The organism is Shinella zoogloeoides, assembly GCF_030733845.1.
Classification (GTDB): domain Bacteria; phylum Pseudomonadota; class Alphaproteobacteria; order Rhizobiales; family Rhizobiaceae; genus Shinella; species Shinella zoogloeoides_C.
Genome location: NZ_CP132310.1, coordinates 12,376 through 29,902 on the forward strand (window position 1 = coordinate 12,376; position 17,527 = coordinate 29,902).

20 protein-coding genes are annotated in these 17,527 nt (G+C 60.8%); all 20 read left to right on the forward strand.

Annotated features, from left to right (window positions below):
- Positions 1 to 49: 49 nt before the first annotated feature.
- The 20 genes from Q9316_RS00125 (at position 50) to Q9316_RS00220 (ending at position 17,498) form a co-directional block, all read left to right on the forward strand.
- Positions 50 to 352, forward strand: coding sequence for a hypothetical protein (locus Q9316_RS00125; RefSeq protein WP_306031592.1), 303 nt, complete (start codon positions 50 to 52; stop codon positions 350 to 352).
- Complete coding sequence (locus Q9316_RS00130) at positions 349 to 477, forward strand: hypothetical protein (protein WP_306031593.1); 129 nt, start codon at positions 349 to 351, stop codon at positions 475 to 477. The genes Q9316_RS00125 and Q9316_RS00130 overlap by 4 nt, the downstream gene beginning before the upstream one ends.
- Complete coding sequence (locus Q9316_RS00135; protein ID WP_306031594.1) at positions 467 to 1,348, forward strand: hypothetical protein; 882 nt, start codon at positions 467 to 469, stop codon at positions 1,346 to 1,348. The genes Q9316_RS00130 and Q9316_RS00135 overlap by 11 nt, the downstream gene beginning before the upstream one ends.
- Complete coding sequence (locus Q9316_RS00140) at positions 1,335 to 1,598, forward strand: hypothetical protein (protein WP_306031595.1); 264 nt, start codon at positions 1,335 to 1,337, stop codon at positions 1,596 to 1,598. Before Q9316_RS00135 ends, Q9316_RS00140 begins: the two co-directional genes overlap by 14 nt.
- Before the next feature lie 151 nt (positions 1,599 to 1,749).
- Positions 1,750 to 2,418 carry a hypothetical protein gene (locus tag Q9316_RS00145; RefSeq protein WP_306031597.1) on the forward strand — a complete coding sequence of 223 codons (669 nt, stop codon included), beginning with the start codon at positions 1,750 to 1,752 and terminating at the stop codon, positions 2,416 to 2,418.
- Positions 2,415 to 3,683, forward strand: coding sequence for a phage terminase large subunit (locus Q9316_RS00150; RefSeq protein WP_371877900.1), 1,269 nt, complete (start codon positions 2,415 to 2,417; stop codon positions 3,681 to 3,683). Before Q9316_RS00145 ends, Q9316_RS00150 begins: the two co-directional genes overlap by 4 nt.
- Before the next feature lie 55 nt (positions 3,684 to 3,738).
- A complete protein-coding gene (locus tag Q9316_RS00155) occupies positions 3,739 to 5,349 on the forward strand; it encodes a hypothetical protein (RefSeq protein WP_306031598.1) in 1,611 nt (536 codons plus the stop codon).
- Positions 5,350 to 5,432: 83 nt separating this feature from the next.
- Complete coding sequence (locus Q9316_RS00160) at positions 5,433 to 6,374, forward strand: DUF6651 domain-containing protein (RefSeq protein WP_306031599.1); 942 nt, start codon at positions 5,433 to 5,435, stop codon at positions 6,372 to 6,374.
- A gap of 124 nt (positions 6,375 to 6,498) precedes the next feature.
- The gene (locus Q9316_RS00165; protein ID WP_306031600.1) at positions 6,499 to 7,398 is read left to right on the forward strand and encodes a major capsid protein; all 900 of its coding nucleotides are present in this window, start codon (positions 6,499 to 6,501) and stop codon (positions 7,396 to 7,398) included.
- Positions 7,399 to 7,478: 80 nt separating this feature from the next.
- Positions 7,479 to 8,321 carry a hypothetical protein gene (locus tag Q9316_RS00170; RefSeq protein WP_306031601.1) on the forward strand — a complete coding sequence of 281 codons (843 nt, stop codon included), beginning with the start codon at positions 7,479 to 7,481 and terminating at the stop codon, positions 8,319 to 8,321.
- A 3-nt stretch (positions 8,322 to 8,324) separates the two neighbouring features.
- The gene (locus Q9316_RS00175; protein ID WP_306031602.1) at positions 8,325 to 9,128 is read left to right on the forward strand and encodes a hypothetical protein; all 804 of its coding nucleotides are present in this window, start codon (positions 8,325 to 8,327) and stop codon (positions 9,126 to 9,128) included.
- Positions 9,125 to 9,898, forward strand: a complete 774-nt coding sequence (locus tag Q9316_RS00180; protein ID WP_306031603.1) for a hypothetical protein — start codon at positions 9,125 to 9,127, stop codon at positions 9,896 to 9,898. Before Q9316_RS00175 ends, Q9316_RS00180 begins: the two co-directional genes overlap by 4 nt.
- Positions 9,885 to 10,229 (forward strand): hypothetical protein, encoded by a 345-nt coding sequence (locus Q9316_RS00185; RefSeq protein ID WP_306031604.1) that lies wholly within the window; start codon positions 9,885 to 9,887, stop codon positions 10,227 to 10,229. The genes Q9316_RS00180 and Q9316_RS00185 overlap by 14 nt, the downstream gene beginning before the upstream one ends.
- Positions 10,230 to 10,237: 8 nt before the next feature.
- Positions 10,238 to 10,693 (forward strand): hypothetical protein, encoded by a 456-nt coding sequence (locus tag Q9316_RS00190; protein WP_306031605.1) that lies wholly within the window; start codon positions 10,238 to 10,240, stop codon positions 10,691 to 10,693.
- A gap of 4 nt (positions 10,694 to 10,697) precedes the next feature.
- A complete protein-coding gene (locus Q9316_RS00195; RefSeq protein ID WP_306031606.1) occupies positions 10,698 to 11,114 on the forward strand; it encodes a minor capsid protein in 417 nt (138 codons plus the stop codon).
- Positions 11,115 to 11,201: 87 nt separating this feature from the next.
- Entirely contained in the window at positions 11,202 to 11,717 is a 516-nt protein-coding gene (locus Q9316_RS00200) for a hypothetical protein (RefSeq protein ID WP_306031607.1), read from the forward strand.
- 96 nt (positions 11,718 to 11,813) lie between these two features.
- Positions 11,814 to 12,149, forward strand: a complete 336-nt coding sequence (locus tag Q9316_RS00205) for a hypothetical protein (RefSeq protein WP_306031608.1) — start codon at positions 11,814 to 11,816, stop codon at positions 12,147 to 12,149.
- Positions 12,150 to 12,292: 143 nt separating this feature from the next.
- On the forward strand, positions 12,293 to 12,520 hold the full coding sequence (locus tag Q9316_RS00210; RefSeq protein ID WP_306031609.1) for a hypothetical protein: 228 nt from the start codon (positions 12,293 to 12,295) through the stop codon (positions 12,518 to 12,520).
- Positions 12,521 to 12,522: 2 nt separating this feature from the next.
- Positions 12,523 to 17,145, forward strand: coding sequence for a phage tail tip lysozyme (locus Q9316_RS00215; RefSeq protein ID WP_306031610.1), 4,623 nt, complete (start codon positions 12,523 to 12,525; stop codon positions 17,143 to 17,145).
- A complete protein-coding gene (locus Q9316_RS00220) occupies positions 17,145 to 17,498 on the forward strand; it encodes a phage tail protein (RefSeq protein WP_306031611.1) in 354 nt (117 codons plus the stop codon). Before Q9316_RS00215 ends, Q9316_RS00220 begins: the two co-directional genes overlap by 1 nt.
- The last annotated feature ends 29 nt before the right edge of the window (positions 17,499 to 17,527 follow it).

Here is a 17,527-nt window from a genome sequence, read left to right on the forward strand (position 1 = left end):
AGCGCCTGTTCAGCCGTTGCGCCTGTCTTCGCGGGGTAGGGAAGGGGCCATGTATCTCACCTCTATCGCCGTCGCGCTGTCCATCATGATCAACGCCTTGCTCGGCGGAGCGCCAACCGAGACGCTTTCCTACCGGGCGGCTCTGGCGCGCGACGGCAAGAGAAGGTGGGCTGTGTGCTGTGCCGGATCCTCGACAGCGTGGACACCAATCATTGTGACAAGACCCTTCGGTGGTGGAGAGAAGTCAATGGACGCAAGTAACTGGATGGAACTGGGGCTCATCATGGCGGCCACGGTCGCGTTCCTCGTCTTCCTCGAAATCAAGATCCGACAGCGCGAGGAAGGAGAATGAGCACTTTCCTCGCCTCGATTCTCTACGCGCTGCTGATCGTCTGGTTCTATCTGTCGCTCAAAGAGTTCTGGCACGCGCTCATTCGCGCAGGGGTGCGCAGGGGCTGGTTTCGTCATGACGTTTGATGTCGACACGCTCATCGAGCGAAACCCGAGCCCACGAGCTTCTTTCGCGCTGGCTCGCGAAATGATGGTCGAGCGCGGCGACAAGTCCGATTGGGATCTGCTGCACGATCTGCACTACAAGGCCGAAGCGCTTCCGTTTGGCCCCCGTTTCTGGCGCCTGCGATTGTTTGACGAGACGATCGGCGTCATCGTCACCGGCTCGCCCAAGGGCATGCTCCGAGAGCGCCATCTCGTGTTTCCGAAACTGGCGCCCGGCGCCGGCGAGACCAAGCTGACGAACACGAACCGTTATCTCTACATCAACCAGAATTTCCGGGTGATTTCGCGCTTCGTGGTCGACACCATGTATCGCGGAATCGGCGTCGGCTACCGGATGATGAACCTGGTCTCGCGCATGGAGGGCAACACCTTCATGGAGATCCAGTCGTCGATGTCGAAGTTCAACCTGTTCGGCCAGAAGGCGGGCTTCCGCTTTGTCGAGCCGATGAATGCCAACAAGTTCGACGCCGGCATGAAGTTCTTTCGCAGCCACTTCGAGGCGTCGCCCCAGGACTATCTGGCGATCGTCGGCGAGATCGAGGGTAAGAGCCCGGCCGCCGCCGCCAAGCTCGTGCAGGCGTGCAAGGACTTCTATCTGCGCAACTCCGCGCTGGAGAACACGGGCGCCAACCGAGAGCGCGGCGCCGCGCGCGTGGCCGCCATGTCCACGGTCGAGGTGATCAAGGGTATCCAGCAGATGAGCCTGGCCTCGCCCATGTATGGCGTCTGGAAGTGCCCCGATCCGAAGGGCTCCGTTCCGGATCGTCTTCCCATTCTGCAGTTCGACCGGCAAGGTCCAAACGAGAGGCTGAAGCTCGATGCGCCGCAATAAGCCGAAGCGCACCGACAAGCAGCGCCAGATCATGCACCTGGTTCTGGAGGCTGCCGACAACGGCACCTTCTACACCATGACCGAGCTGCACCAGGCGCTGCCCTATACGTGCGCCTACGGCTCGCTCCGGACGTCCATCAAGTTCTTGGTCGCACGCGGGATCGTGACGAAAGAGCGTGCCGGGCTATCGAAGATCATTCGTCCCACTCCCTCGGCCTATGATTGGTTCAGAACTGGAGGGCGCATCTAGAGGACCGGAAGAGTTCGTTTCCCCCGCCTTCTTCATACTTAGTAGTTTATTACCTGTAGTAGTAAGTAATTACTAACTTAGTATGAAGATGGACAGGGAAGACGGCTCCGGTTAATATGTAAGTCACCGCTTAGTTATCTTGCAGGGAAATATGTCTGAAGAAGCACTCTCCGGTCCGGACGAGAACGCCGCCGGCGAGGACAAGAAGAACCGCCGGCTGACCGACGCCGAATGGGCTCAGATCGTAGAAAGCTACGAGCTGGGCATCAAAGGCGTGGGCGAACTTGCCGATGAGTTCGGCGTCTCCCGACAGAACCTTTCACAGCGCTTCAAGACGCACGGCATCAAGCGAGGCTCGCGCGCCCATGAGGTGCAGGCGGCGGTGCAGCAGGCAGCTACAAACCAGGCAGCGGCGGCAGCAGCGCGCGCCGAGACGTTCGCGGCGAAGCGAGCTGCGTGGATCGAGGAAACTCGTCTACAGGGCTATCAGATGGTCAGGAATGCGACCCTGATTGCTGCCAAGCTCGTCGGCGATACCGTCAAGAGCAACGCTTCGATGGCCTCGATCGATGACGACCTGAAAGCGATCCGTCGTTTCCAGCTCACGCTGATCGAAGGTATCGACGCTCGCCTCAACAAGATTCTGCGCGCCGACGAGACGGTTGACGAAAACGAGCTGCCCGAGCTGCCGCTGGTTGACCTGACAGCCGAGGACATCGTGCGCCACCATCAGGACATCGGCGCTCTCGACGACGAAACCGATATCGATGCGCTCCTGAAGTCCGTCGACCAAGACCTCACCGGAATGGTGTCGTCGTGATCGGCGGCGGTCAGCTCAAGGTCCACCTCGGCCAGAAGCGTGTCCTTCAGGATCCACGCCGCTTCCGCGTGATCGTGGCCGGCCGGCGCTGGGGCAAGACGCAGGTCTGCAAGATCGCCCTCATCCAGGCAGCCGCCGGCAAGAAGAACCAGCTCGTCTGGTATGTCGCCCCGACCTATCAGATGGCGCGCGACATCCTGTGGGAAGACCTCAAGCTCTCGATCCCGTCCAAATGGGTCAAGCGCATGAACGAAACGCGCATGACGATACGGCTGGTGAACGGCTCGACGATCATGCTCAAGGGCGCCGACAAGCCGGACTCGCTGCGCGGCGTCGGCATCTCGTTCTTGGTCATGGACGAAGCGCAGGACGTCAAGGAAGACACCTGGGAAAAGGTTCTGCGCCCGACGCTCGCCACCACCGGCGGCCGCGTCATTTTCATCGGCACCCCGAAGTCCTTCAACTGGCTCTACGACAAGTTCCAGGAAGGCCAGAAGGGCGACACCTACAAGGACGAGAAAGGCAGGACGGTCGTCAATGCCTGGAAGTCCTGGCAGTTTCCCACCATCACCTCGCCGTTCATCCCGAAGAAGGAAATCGAGCAGGCCCGGCGCGACATGGACGAGAAGTCCTTCCGTCAGGAGTTCGAGGCGAGCTTCGAAACCATGTCCGGTCGCGTCTACTATGCCTTCAACCGCAAAGAGCACGTCGGCGATTTCGCGTTCAATCCGCACCTGCCGATCATGGTCGGGCAGGACTTCAACATCGATCCGATGTCATCCGTCATCATCCAGGAGCAGCCCAACGGCGAGATCTGGGTGGTCGATGAATGTGTGCTGTTTGGCTCCAATACCCAGGAAACCGCTGACGAGCTGGCGCGCCGCTACTATCGGCACATGAATTCGCTTCGGATCTACCCCGACCCCGCCGGCAACAACCGAAGCCATGGGCGCGGGGAGTCCGATCTCGACATCCTTCGCGAGGCCGGCTTCAAGAACATCAAGTTCAAGCGCAAGCATCCGGCCGTCGCCGATCGCGTCAACTCGGTCAACCGTCTGCTGAAGACGGCAGAGGGCGTCATCCGGCTGCGCGTTGATCGCAAGTGCCGGCATTTCATCAACGCCCTGGAGCAGACCATCTACAAGCCTGGCACCCGTGAGGTGGACAAGTCGGCCGGCGTCGAGCACGCAGCCGATGCGTTTGGCTATTATGCCGACCTCGAACATCCGGTGCGCGACATCAAGATCCTGGGCGTTTCCCTGTAGGCTTGCACATAAGTAATCGATGACTTATTATTGAGCGGAATTTCAGGATATCGGTATGGCAGTCAAGCAGGCAGATCAGAAGAATAAACTCCGCGCCTTCTACGATCGGCGCCATCCCCGCTACAATCTGATGGCGGCGCACTGGCATTTCCTGGAAGCAGCCTATGCCGGCGGCCGCGAGTGGTTCATCGAGAACATCTTCCGCTACCACAAGGAGGGTGAGGAGGAGTTCGGCAAGCGCCGTGAGCGCGCCTATCGCTTCAACCACACCAAGGAGGTCGTCGACCTCATCCAGAAATACCTCTTCAAGGGCGTAATCGCGCGCAAGGAAGACGGCACGCCCGATGTGGTGAAGGAATTCTGGAAGCGCGCCACGCTGAGCGGTCACGACATCACGCAGTTCATGAGTTCGTCCTCGGGCTCTAACTCGGTCTTCGGTCGGGTCGCGATCGTCGTGGACAACAACATGAAGCTCGCCACGACGGAGGAGGGCGCCGCCCGGCCGCTGTCGGTGGCCGAAGCCAAGCAGTCGAACTTCCGGATTTACTCCTACATCGTCAACGCGATCGACATCCTCGACTATGCCTATGATGAGGACGGCGACGGCGGCCTGCTGTGGATCAAGCTGCGCGAGCACACGCGCGACGATGCCGATCCGCTGGAAGACACCGGCGACGTGATCGAGCGCGTGCGTCTGTGGACCCGCTCCGAATGGATTCTCTTTGAGGAAGAGGAAGTGAAGGTTGGTCGGCGCACGGAAAAGGTCGTGCGCGAGATCGGTCGACAGGCTCATGACCTCGGCGTCGTGCCGGTTATCCTGCATGACCACACCATCGAGGCCAAGCCCTACGAGGCGCCGGGTCTGATTGACGACATCGCCTATCTCGACCGGGCGGTGACGAACTACCTGTCGAACCTCGACGCCATCATTCAGGATCAGACGTTTTCGCAGCTCGCAATCCCCGCGAACGCGATCGCCGCCGGCGATGACATGTATAGCAAGGTGCTGGAGCTCGGCACCAAGCGGATCTTCGTCTACGACCCCGGTCAAGGCTCTACCGCCAAGCCCGAGTTTCTGTCGCCCGATCCCAAGCAAGCAGGCGTCATCCTGGCGGTGATCAACAAGATCATCAATGAAATCTACCACACCGTCGGCCTGGCCGGCGAACGCACCAAGGAAGACAACGCCGTCGGCATCGACAACTCGTCGGGCGTGGCCAAGGCGTATGACTTCGAGCGCGTCAACTCGCTGCTGCTGACCAAGGCGCAGTCCTGCCAGAACGCCGAGAACAAGATCGTGGATCTCGTCTGCCGGTGGGCGGGCGTGAAGGCGCCCGAGGAAGATCTCGTCACCTACCCGACGACCTTCGACGTCATGCGCCTGGTTGACGATCTCGTGACCGCTGAAGCGCTCGCAAAGCTGACCGCCCCGATTGAGGTGCGCCGCGAGCATATGCGCCAGATGGTCGAGAAGCTGTTCCCGCAGCTCGCCGACGATCTCAAGGAGACAATCCGCAAGGACATCGATGGCTGGCTGGAGGGCACTGACGTCCTCCTGGCCGCTCCAACCGCATTCGGCGGCCAGAAGCCCACCGCAGCGCCCGGTCGACAGGGCCAGGTGACTTCGAAATCGCCGAACAAGCAGCCTGCTTCGACCTCGAAGTAGGCGTCCGGTCGCAAGACCACCGAAACGGCCGAGATACCGGCCAAAACTGAAGATCGACCGAGATACTGGTCAAAGGAGTGAATATGTCTGCTGCAATGAACGCCACCCTGCCGCGTATGGGGATCGCAACTCTGATGTCGGGCTTCGGCCCCAAGCCGTTCCTGGCCCCGCCGGACGAGATCGGTGGTGATCCGGACGCAGCCGCAAAGGCCGCCGCTGCTGAAAAGGCCGTTGCCGACGCCGCCGCTGCGAAGGCCGCCGAAGAAAAGGCTGCCGCCGACAAGACCGAAGCCGAACGCAAGGCTGCTGAAGAAGCCGAGAAGAACATGTCCGAGGCCGATCGCGAGAAGCAGAAGCTCCTGCGCGAGGTCATGGAGAAAAAGGGCAAGCTCAAGGAAACCGAGGAAGCCCTGGCCGCAGCACGCGCCGAGGCCGACAAGTTCAAGGGCATCGACCTGGACAAGGTCAAGTCGCTGGTCGAGGCCGAGAAGCTGCGCGAGGAAAAGGAGCTGGAAGCCAAGGGCGAATTCGATCGTCTGAAGGCCCGGATCGCCGAAGAGCGCGAGGCCGAGCGCAAGGCATGGCTCGAAGAAAAGAAGGCCCTCGAAAATCAGGTCAAGACGCTCGCCGGCAGTGTCGACAATCTGACCATCGGCAACGATTTCGCCACCTCGACCTTCATCAAGGACGACCTGGTGCTGACGCCGACGAAGGCGCGTGCCCTCTACGGCAGCTACTTCGAGGTCAAGGACGGCAAGCGCATTCCCTACGACAAGCCCGCCGGCGCCGCCGGTCGCACGCCGCTGATTGACGCCGCCGGCGAACCGCTGGCCTTCGATGCTGCCATGCGCAAGATCATCGACGCAGATCCCGACAAGGATACGCTCCTGAAGGCCAAGGTCACGCCCGGCGCGGCCTCCAAGAACGTTCCCGGCACGAAGTCCCAGCAGGAGACGAACCAGTCGAAGGGATCGCTCTACGGGGCTTCGCGCATTCTGGCCGGTCTCAACGCCGGTCAGAAATAAGCAAATCCGTCTCTATAGCAGATAAGTAAGCACTTACGGTAAGAATCTGCTTGCCAATCAATTTGCCGTCAGGGTATGATAAGTCATTACTTACGTATCTTGACGGCGATAAAAGGAGTTTCCAATGCCGCTGCTTGTCGAAGAAGCCAACAAGCTGTCGATTGAAGACCGGCAGCGTGGCGTTATCGAGGAGATCATCGACAACGATGAACTCTTCGCCCTGCTGCCCTTCACCCAGGCCAAGGACAAGGTGTATTCCTACGTCCGCGAAGGCACCCTGAGCGAAGGTCAGTTCCTCTCCGAATACGAAGACGTGCCGGAAGGCGCGGCTACCTTCGAGCCCGTCGACACGCGTCTGAAGGTGCTCGCAGGCCAGGTCGACATGGACAACTTCACGACCGAAGTTCAGTCCACGCTCAACGACCAGGTTGCGATCCAGATCGCCGCCAAGTCCAAGGCGCTCGGCCGCAAGTTCCGTCGCACCCTCATCAACGGCGATTCCAGCGTCAATGCCAAGGAATTCGACGGCGTGAAGGCCCTCATTCCGGCCGGCCAGACCCTGACCGCCGGTGCAAACGGCGCCCCGATCTCCTTCGGCGCACTCGATGAACTGAAGCAGGCCGTCAAGCTCGGCGCCGACGTTCTGATGATGCACCCGAAGGTCTGGCTCGCCATCCGCGAACTGAACCGCTCGTTCGGCGGCAACACCGCCGACCTGTCCATGATCGAGAACTTCGGTCGCCCGATTCCCATGTATGACGGCACGCCCGTCATCATGAACGACTTCATCACGCTCGATGAAGATCAGGGCACTAACACCGACACGACCTCGGTCTACGCGCTTCGCCTGAACGAAGCCGACGGCTTCCACGGTCTGTTCGGTGGCGCGTCCGCCGGCATCCGCCTGGAGTCCCTCGGCACGCTCGCCAACAAGGACGCCTCGCGCTGGCGCGTGAAGTGGTATTGCGGCACTGCCCTCAAGGCCACGCACTCGGTCGCCCGTCTGAAGGGCATCAACGTCTAAGGTTGCAAATAAGTAACCACTGACTTAGTATTAGGGGCAGGACATTTCCTGCCCCTTTTCTGTTTCAACACGAGGCTCAAATGAAGCGACTGAAACTCTCCGGCTCCCGATGGGCTGGCTATACCGGCCTGATCGGCACGGTCGATTTCAAGGATGGTATTTCCGTCGATCCCGTTCCGCAGCGCATCGCCGACCGGCTCTCCGCTGCAATGCCGATGACCGAGATCGACGACGAGGGCAACGAGATTGGCGTCGCTGGCGTCGTCGCGCGCCTCCTGAAGGACTCGGCGGCACGCGCTGCACCGGTCACGCCGTCTCTCGTGCGCCAGACGGAAGCCGAAAAGAAGGCTGAAGGTCTGCGCGACAAGCTCAAGGCAGCCAAGTCGCCGACCGACAGTTTCTATGCCGTCGAGCAGCTCCAGGCTATCGCTGATGAAAAGGGTATCAAGGGTCTGCGCCTCGTTGCCGAGCCGTGGGGCGTCAAGGGCAAGGCAATCCCGGCCCTGATCGCCGCAATCATGGAAGCCCAGAACAAGTTCCTCGAAAAGAAGAACTATGTGGTGAACGTGCTGGCGGAAACCGCCCAGGAGCCCGAGATCGTCGAGGAGACCGGCAAGGTCAGGCCGGAAGACATCCAGACCGAGAAGCTCTCCACCATCAGCTCCGCAGCCATCACCGGCGACATGTCGGCTGCCATCTCCACCACGGCTCTCGAACCGCTCGACGCCGGCGAAACCCTTCTCGGCTCCTCCGTCCTTGCCTCTTCTTACGAGATCGATGGCAAGACCGTCACGCTCGGCGAGCTGGTCGGGGTTGCGCACCAACTCTCCGGCGCCACCGCCGCTGAGTGGAACGCGCTTCCCGATGCCGATCGCGAGGATCTCATTCGGGCCGAACTCGATCGCCGCCTGCCGAAGGACTAAGCCATGAAGTTCTACCCCGAGGAATACAACGTCGCTGTCACGTTTCCTTTCACCGATCTGAACAACGAGGCAGTTGTTCCGACCGCCGTGCATGCGAAGCTTTACGACGGCGACGACCAGATGTTGCTCGACATGCCGAATCTGCCCTTCGACCCGGACGCGGGCTTCAAGGAGGTCATCATTCCGGCGGCGCTCAACGTCCTCGGGGTAGGCGAACTCTCCGCCGGCCGCATTCTGCGCGTCAGTCTCCTCACCGCCAATGGAACGGTTCGACGTTCCTTCTCCTACATCATTGAGGGCGAGTTCCGTCTTGCCCTGATGAACAACTCATTCCAGACGCTCGAAAGCGCCGAGATGCTGGCGCGGGACATGGTGAACCTCTCCGGTTGGTCCGGCGCATCTGATGAACAGCGCTTTGTGGCGCTCATCGAGGCCTATAATCGGCTCACGCGCATCCCGATGAAGTTCAAGTCGGCTGACGCGGAGAACCTGCGCGATCGATCCGAGATGTTTGCCGAGGAGACCGTGATCCTTCGCTCGGCCTGGCCAACCGTGACCGAAGAGGAGTTCCTGGAATGGCCGGCGTATTTCCGCAAATCCCTTCGGCTCGCTCAACTGACGGAAGCAAATGAACTGCTGGAAGGCGATCCGATCGCCAAGAAGCACCGCGCAGGAATCCTGTCGGAGACGGTCGGGGAAAGCTCGATGATGCTCCGGTCCGGCAAGGTCGAGCATGGGGTGTCTTCTGCCACCCTGCAACACCTGACCGGTCACGTCTTCTATAGCCACCGGATCGTGCGTGCATGATCCAAAATCGACTGAACCAGGAGGCCGACCAGGCGGCGGCTCGGTATGGGCTGCTGGTCGATGGCTGGCAGGGGCTTTTCGGGCGCGCACTCAATGCGATCGACTTCGGCACGGCCAGCCACGCTGCTCATTTTATCTCCGAGGCACTGGAGATGGCCCAGACCTATATGCGCCAGGAGGCTGTAGCCTTCGATGACGTGTTCGAAGAAATCGCGTCAGAAGCTCACCAGACGACGCTTGATCAAATTGCAAGCAATGACGCAAACGAGCTTACGGAGCGCGTCACCGATCATCTGCGCACTGCCCAGCAGTATGCCGCAGACGAGTTGCTTGCACAGATCAATCGCGATCTCGCGCTTATGCGACGGGCGCTTCAGCGCGTCGCTCTGGAAGTCTATGCGGCGTCCCGCTCACGCGGCATCTCGCAGCGCCAGGCCCTGATCGAATATCGCATCGGTAACGTCGCCGAGCTGGACTTCGCCTTTCATGATCGAACGAACCGGAAGTGGTCGTCGAGGAAGTTCGTGCGCACCCTTTGGCGCCACTCGCTCCTATCGGTCTACAACGAGGTGGTCATGCTCACGCTTGCAGACCACGGCCTGCGCCGTGCGCGCGTGGTGCATCTGGATCCGAACGCCGAGTCCCACGACACGCTGATCGCCTTTTCATCCTCCGCTGACCTGCCGACCTATTCGGAGATCCGCGACACGATCTTCCACCCGAACGCGAACGCCATCCTGGCGATGGAGGGCTCCAGTGTTTCAGCCTAACCAGATCGGCAAGCTCTTCAAGCTGACCGGCCGCGACATACACTCCCGGCCGTCCTACGCGCCGCCGATCGACTGCCCGTTCGCCCCGGTCTCGCTGGCGGTGTCCACCGAGAAGACCAACGTGCGCGCCGACAGCTCCGCATCGCGTGGCTCGGCCGACGAACTGATCGCCAAGTCGAAGATCCTGATCGTGCCACGCATCCGGCCCGACTTCGAGGATCGGTTCGAGCACCTCGGAATCCACTATCGCGTGGTCGCGATTCATCCGCGCTACACAGTCACCGGCGGCCTCGATCATTTCGAAGTGGATCTGGAGGTTCAGCCTCAGTGAAGATCGGGATGCGCGTCAAGGGCGTCGACCAGGTTCGTGCCGAACTGCGCCATACACGCGAGCGTGTGGTCGACACTGCTCGTGGCGCCATGCGGCGCGCTGCCCTGCGCATTCGTGACGAAGCCCGGATCAACGCACCGCGAGACAAATGGAACCTTGAAGAGGCCATTCAGATCATTCGCACCGTTGGCGAGCGGGGACGCCTTCAGCTCGACATCGACATCGTGTCCTCGGTCAATGGTGTCGATGTCGGCCAATACGCCCTGATCATCCATGAGAACTACGAATCCATCATCCGCGAGCCAAACCCTGACCCTCTCGCTCGACAGGGCACAAAGGATAAGCAGCGGCAGTATCCCGATCATGTGATCGGCGAGAAGTTCCTGCAACGCGCGGCCGAGAAAGAGCAGGGCACGCTCACGAAGCACCTGGTCTCGGTGATCACCAAGGCAATCGAAGGGTAAGACAATGATCTGGGACATTCTGGAAAAGAAGCTCATCGACGCCGATCTGATTGTGCCCGCCGTTCCCGGCAGCACGATCTTTCGGCACACTATGTCGGCGACGGCTTCGAAGGGCGTGATGTTCAAGAATCCGCTCACCGGCATTCCCGTCGATCCGTATCTGCCCGGCTTCTACAAGCCGAGCCTGCAAGCGATCGTTCGTCACGTCGATCCTGAGATCGGCGATCTACTTTCCGACCAGGTGGTGAAGGCGCTTCAAATCGACGAGCCGGAAGACTTCGACGCCACCGACAAGCGGGGAAGGGTGCGTATCCACGTTTTCTATCCGTCCACGCTTCCAATCCAGTTTCCGCGTCTCGATGGCAACGGGTTCGAGTGGTCGTTGAATTTCACGACAGCGTTTGCCATCCAGCCTCTATAGCTAAATGGCGAAAGAGCTATTGTGATAAATCGCCCTTCATGGCAGAATAAGTAATCGCTTACCTAGTTTCTGCAAAAGGAATTCGTCATGGCATCGTCCACTGAAAATGTGAAGCTCGGCGTCTGCTCCGTTCTCTTCGACAACGTTGACCTTGGTTTCACCAAGGGCGGTGTCGAGGTGGAGGTTGCTACGTCCACCCATGAGGTCAAGGTCGACCAGACGGGTGAGACGCCGATCAACGAACTCATTACCGGCCGCACGGTCACGGTGAAGGTTCCGCTCGCGGAGACCACGCTGGACAACCTGGTCAAGATCATGCCCGGCGCGACGCTGATCACCGATGGCACCGATCCGACCAAGAAGAAGGTCGTCGTGAAGACCGGCGTGTCCATGTCGCTGCTCGACAGCGCCAAGATTCTCACGCTTCGCCCCAAGGGCACGACCGGCGAAGACGACTTTACCGTCTTCAAGGCGGCTTGCCCTGGCGCGCTGAACTTCGCCTACAAGCTCGACGACGAGCGCGTCTTCGTGGCGAACTTCAAGGGCTATGCTGATGAAGAAGGCGAGATCTTCTCCGTCGGCGACAACGACGCTGCGGCCTAATATCTAAGTAATGGCTTACTGAGCCATTCAAGAAATCGGGCCGGCGCTCAATGGTGAGTGTCGGCCTTTCCATTCAGAAACCCTGGAGTTTTCCAAATGCAGTATCTCGATCTCGATGCCGTCGCTTCCAATGCCGAGTTCACCCTGAAGCTGAACGGCAAGGAGCATACGCTGAAGGTCGCAACCGTCGAAACCTTCATCCAGAACATGCAGGATCTGGAAGGGCTTTCCATGAATGCGTCGGCTGCCGACGAGCTGAAGGTGGCTGTCGCGATCGTCAAGCGCGCGTTTCCGACCATCCCGGAGAAGGAACTCAGGGAGTTGAACATTCTGCAGGTGAAGGCCATCGCGGATTTCGCCCAGACCGCCAACGGCGAGAAGGTCGAAAAGGTCTCCGAGGACAACGAGGGAAACGCACCAGCGGCAAGCTGAAGTCCATCGATTTCGGATTTCTGTTTGCCCGCGTCCTGAAGTTCTACGGCTTCGAATACGACACCCTGCTGCAATACAAGTGGAAGAGGTTCCTCTTCCTTCAGCGCCAGATTGATCGTCTCGAAGCAGCCGACGACCTCCGGATGGTGCAGCTTCTCGGCTCGGCGACCTCGCAAGAGGGCTACACGCAGATCGTCGAGCGCCTGCAACGAACGATGGGCGACATCACAGTCTACGAAGCCAGCGCTGCGGTGCTCAATCTGGACGATAACGCCCTCGATCCCGAGTTCAATCGCGAAGCCCTGCACGCTCTGATGGGCGGGCGCGCACGCAAGAAGAAACCTCAGTCAGCGCTTACTGAAGAAGGCTAGAAATGACAGCGATCCGCGTCGAACTGGAACTTGCCGACGGCCAATTCGTCTCCCGCATGATTCATGCGGGGGAGACCGTTGGTCAGTTCCAGCAGAACGTCGCGCGCGGATCGGCTGCACTCACAGCTCTCAACCAGGCCGGCCTGGGTGTCATCTCGTCCGTTTCTCGTGCCGACCAAGCCTCGCGCGGCTTCCTGTCGACGCTCCGAGACGTATCCATCGTCACGGGTATGCTGTCGCTCGGCATCTCCAAGGCGATGAACCTTCAGAACTCGTGGATTGGATCCATCGTCCGGATCAACGCCGAGTTCGAAAAGCTCAATTTCCAGATGCAGGGTATGGCACGCTCCGCCGACCCGATCCGTGAGGCTGGCCAAAACGTGGCCTGGCTGCGCGAGAAGGCCATGGAGATGCCGTTCTCGCTGAAGGCCATCACGGATGGTTTCGTGCGCCTGAACGCGACCGGCATCGATCCGACCAAGGGGGCGCTCGACGCACTTGCTGACGGCATCACCGCCTTTGGTGGCGGCGAAGAGCAGATGAAGCGCACGCTCGTCGGCATTTCCCAGATGTCCGGCAAGGGCGTCGTCCAGATGGAAGAAATGCGTCAGCAGATCGCCGAGCACATGCCTCGTGCGATGGAGCTGATGGCGCGCTCGATGGGCGTCTCCATGGCGCAGCTCATCAAAGATATCTCGACGGGTCGAGTGGCCGCCGGCGCATCGCTGGAAGCGTTCTTCGGCGAGCTTGAGCGCACGTTCGGCGGTCGCGCCGCGCAAATGATGCAGACCTTCAACGGCCAGCTTCAGCGCACCAAGACCCAGCTCGAACTTCTGGCTACGTCCGATACGATCCGGCTGGAATTCTTCGACGGCGCGCTGAAGGATCAGCTCGCCGACCTGAACGCATTCCTGACGTCGCCTCGCGCCCAGGCTTACGCTGACCAGCTCGGTCAAGCCATGGCCAAGGGCGTGACCTGGGTTCGCGCCGCGATCGACCAGCTCATCGCGTTCCGTCGCGAGATCGGCAACGTCGCCCAAGCAGCCGCCTACGTCTTCGGCGCAAACCTGTTGTTCAAGGGTCTCGGCGCGATGGGCGGGGCGCTCGGCTCGCTTCGCAACGAGCTGAAACTGGTCAGTCTCCAGTTCACGATGGCCGGCGCCGCCCAGAATGCCTACACGATCGCGGCAAATTCCGGCGCCCCGCCGCTCATTCGCCTGAGCAGGGGCTTCGCTGCTGTCACCGCCTCCATGCGCGGCCTGATGATGGGCGCGGCTGCGTTCGCGCCCTGGATCGCCGGCCTTGGCCTGGCCGTCTACGCTGCCGGCCAGTATTTCGGCTGGTTCGGCGATCGCGTCGGCGACGCCTACAACGATCTCGTCCGCTTTGGAGCGGAGTCCCGCGCGCAGGCCCAGGAAACATCCCAGGCCCACATCGCGGCGCTGGAAGCGCGCCTCGCGGCGATGAAGAACGCTGCCACGATGTCGTCTTCCGGCAAGTGGTCGGAAGAGATCCAGCAGGTCGAAAAGGAACTTGCCGACGCTCGCGCGCGTCAGGGCGAACTTCTGCTCGTCGCCGGCGAGCGTGAAGACACCCAGATGCTGACCCGTTTCTCGGAGTCGGTCGAGCGTAAGCTGAACCTCGTCAAGTCGGGCTACGACCGTGAGATGATCGCGGCCGAGAAGTATTACAACGACCTGGCCAACACCACCCGCGACAAGGGCGGGGACGTTCAGAAGATCGAGGACGATCGTCGCGAAGCCTACGCGAAGGCGCAGAAGAAGTTCTACGAAGATCAGATCCGCGAACTGGAGGGCATGATCCTCTGGGAAGAGAGCGTCGAGACCTATGCCGAAGGCGTGAAGAAGAAGCAGTCCCAGCAGCGTCTGGACATGCTTCGCGCTCGTCTTCGTCAGGAAAGCGAGGCTCTTCGCTCGTTCAAGGCGGCCGACGTTCCTCTCCTGGCCAAGCTCGATGACCCGAACTCCGCCTACGACAAGGGCAGCAAGCTGTTCGCTCGGCTCCAGGAGGATATTGCCGGTGTCAAGGCGGAGATCCAGGGCGCATCCCCGGAACTCGCCAAGCTCCAGGAAATGCTTCGGACCAACAAGTTCGGCGACATGGGTCGCGAGGAAGTCCAGGCGTTGGCCGCAGACATCCGCAACGCCACTGCCGAGCTGGAGCAGTTCGAAGAGCTTCGCAAGGGGCAGAAGGACGCTGAGCGCGATCTGAAACAGATCGAGGATCGCCTTTTCGATCGCGAGATGGATCTGCTTGAAAAGAAGCAGGGCAAGACGATCACCGAGGGTGAGCGCTTCATTCTGCGCATGGAAAATGGCGCCTACAAGGGCCTTGGCCCGGCGTCCCAGATCGCGAAGGCGCTGGAAGGCGTCTACGGGCGTCTGGATATCGCAGGGTCGAAGTCTAACCAGCTCGGCGAGACGCTGCGCACCAACGCGTTCGGCGACCAGTCCCAGGGCAAGATCCAGGGCGTCAACGAAAAGCTCCGTGAAACCGCCCTGATCCTCGACCAGATCGGACAGGGGCTGAATGGCATCAACTTCAGCGGCTTCAACGCCTCAGGCATTGCCGGCATGGCGGGCGGCTTTGGCGCATCCACCGCTCTTCCCGTCAACGTGCCGAAGGACATGTCCGATCGGATGGCGCAGGCCATGCAGATCCTCATGGAAAAGGGTTGGTCGCAGATTGCCGCATCAGGCATCGTCGGCAACCTGGCCGGCGAAAGCTCGCTCAATCCGAACGCCCGGAACAAGGGCGACGGCAGCGACGGCTCGGATTCGATTGGTGTTGCTCAGTGGAATTCCAACCGTGCGCGCGCACTCCAGCAGTTCGCCGCGATGCGCGGCAGCAACTGGAACGATTTCCGCACCCAGATCGAGTTTGTCGATTGGGAGCTGCGCAATACTGAAGCGTCTGCCGGTAGCGCCATCGGCCTTGCGCGATCGCCGGAAGCCGCCTCCGAGATGTTCATGCGCAAGTATGAGCGTCCGGCGGAATGGGCGATCCGCGAAAGCGGCCCCAAGCGCGCTGGCTATGCGAAAACCGCCTACGGTCTTGGCGGGGGCGGCGCCTCCTCGCAGCCCGCTGCCGAAACGACGCCCATCGTCAACTACAACCCGGAACTGGAAGCCCAGATCCAGGAACGCGTTCGCGTCACGGAAAAGCTGACGACCGCCGCTCAGACCCTGAGCCAGCGTGAAAACGACATTCTGACCGGGGAGCAGCAGCAGGGCAGGGCGGATTACCTCAAGGAGCTGAAGGACAAGGCTGAGCAGGCAGCCAAGGGCATCGAGGGCACCGGCAAGAACCTGTCCGAACTTCAGGACAAGATCAAGTCCGGCACGCTCGGCTCCAAGGATCTCGCAGCGCCGGAATACAAGGAGCTGATCGCGGCGGCGAAGGAACTCGACAAGATCGAGGAAGACCGTCGCAAGAAGAAGTCGGCCATGTCGAAGGCCGATCAGCAGACAGAGGAATTCAGCCGTCGCCAGATTGAGCTTGCTCGCCGCGTCGAGGAGGCCAACGCGCGCATGCTCGACCCGCTGGAGCAGAAGTCCAGCACTGCCTATCGCGCTCTGCGCCAGGATCTTGACGACTACCTGTCGGATGTCCAGCGCGCATATGGCCAGGAGAGCACGCAGTATCAGCAAGCGCTCGATTTCCGCGCGGCGATGCTCCGCCAGCACCGCAACATGGAAGTCGCTGAGAACGGCGCGAAGTGGGCAAAGAACACGGCCGATATCAATCGCGGCCTGATGTCTGAAAGCCAGCGTCGCCAGCTTGCGCTCCAGGAAGAGATTGCCCGGATCGACGCCGAGGTTGCCGCCTTCCAGGGCTCCGAGGCTGAGAAGGTCCAGATCGTGGCTGCCGCCGAAGCGCAGAAGGCTGCTCTTCGAAAGCAGGCCGCCGCCGCTGCCAGCCCGATCACTGGCATGATGCAGCAGTGGGGCGATCTTCAAACGAACCTCGCCAATGCGACGCAGCAGTGGATGGGCTCGCTCGCCGATGGCCTGACGAACCTCATCATGGGCACCGGCGATCTGCGCTCGGTCATCCAGGGCATCCTGAAGGATGTCGTGAACATGGGGCTGAAATACCTCATGTCCCAGATGATGGGCGGCAAGAGTCAGAGCGGCGCAAGTGGCGCGAAGGGTGCGGCGGGTAAGACCGGCAAGGCTGCAACCAGCGCTGCCACGGGCGGCAAGGGCAAGATGTTCCCTATTCGCCACACCGGCGGCCTCGTCAATGCGTCCGGCGTTTACAAAGCGGTTAACCCGAGCGTCTTCGTTGGCGCGCAGAAATACCACACCGGCGGCATCATCGGCGGCCCGAAACTGTCGCGTGGGGAGGTTCCTATCATCGCCAAGGAAGGCGAGGGCGTCTTCACGCCTGAGCAGATGGCGAACATGGGCGGGTTCAATCAGACGTCGTTCCAGATCAACGCACCGGTTCAGGTCAACGGATCGGCCGGCACGCCCGAGCAGAACCAGGATCTGGCAAAGCGCGTGGCGAAGCAGATGGAAGACACTTTCCGGGGCATCGCCGCTGACGAGATGCGTAAGCAGACCCGCCCAGGCAACTTCGCGAATTCGAGGAGCAGGTAATGGCGCTCAAGACCTTCACACCGCCGGTCGGCCCTTCGCCGGGCACGGCGTTCGAGCCTCAGATCAAGGTGCTGGAGGCAGAGTTCGGCGACGGCTATTCGCAGCCGACGCCGGACGGCATCAACAACGTGCGCGAGAAGGTGAAGCTGAATTGGGACGGCCTCACCGAGCGCGAGATGAGCGCCATCAACGCCTTCTTCATGGCGCGCAAAGGCGCCGAGGCGTTCTACTTCAAGCCGGCTGGTTACGATCGGCCGCTCAAGTGGACCTGCAAAGAGTGGGGGCGCACCTTGACGGATGGGGTCTGGAAGATGACGGCTACCTTCGTTCAGTCCTTCACTGCTCAAATCTGAGGCTTGATAATCAGTAAGCGCTGACTTAT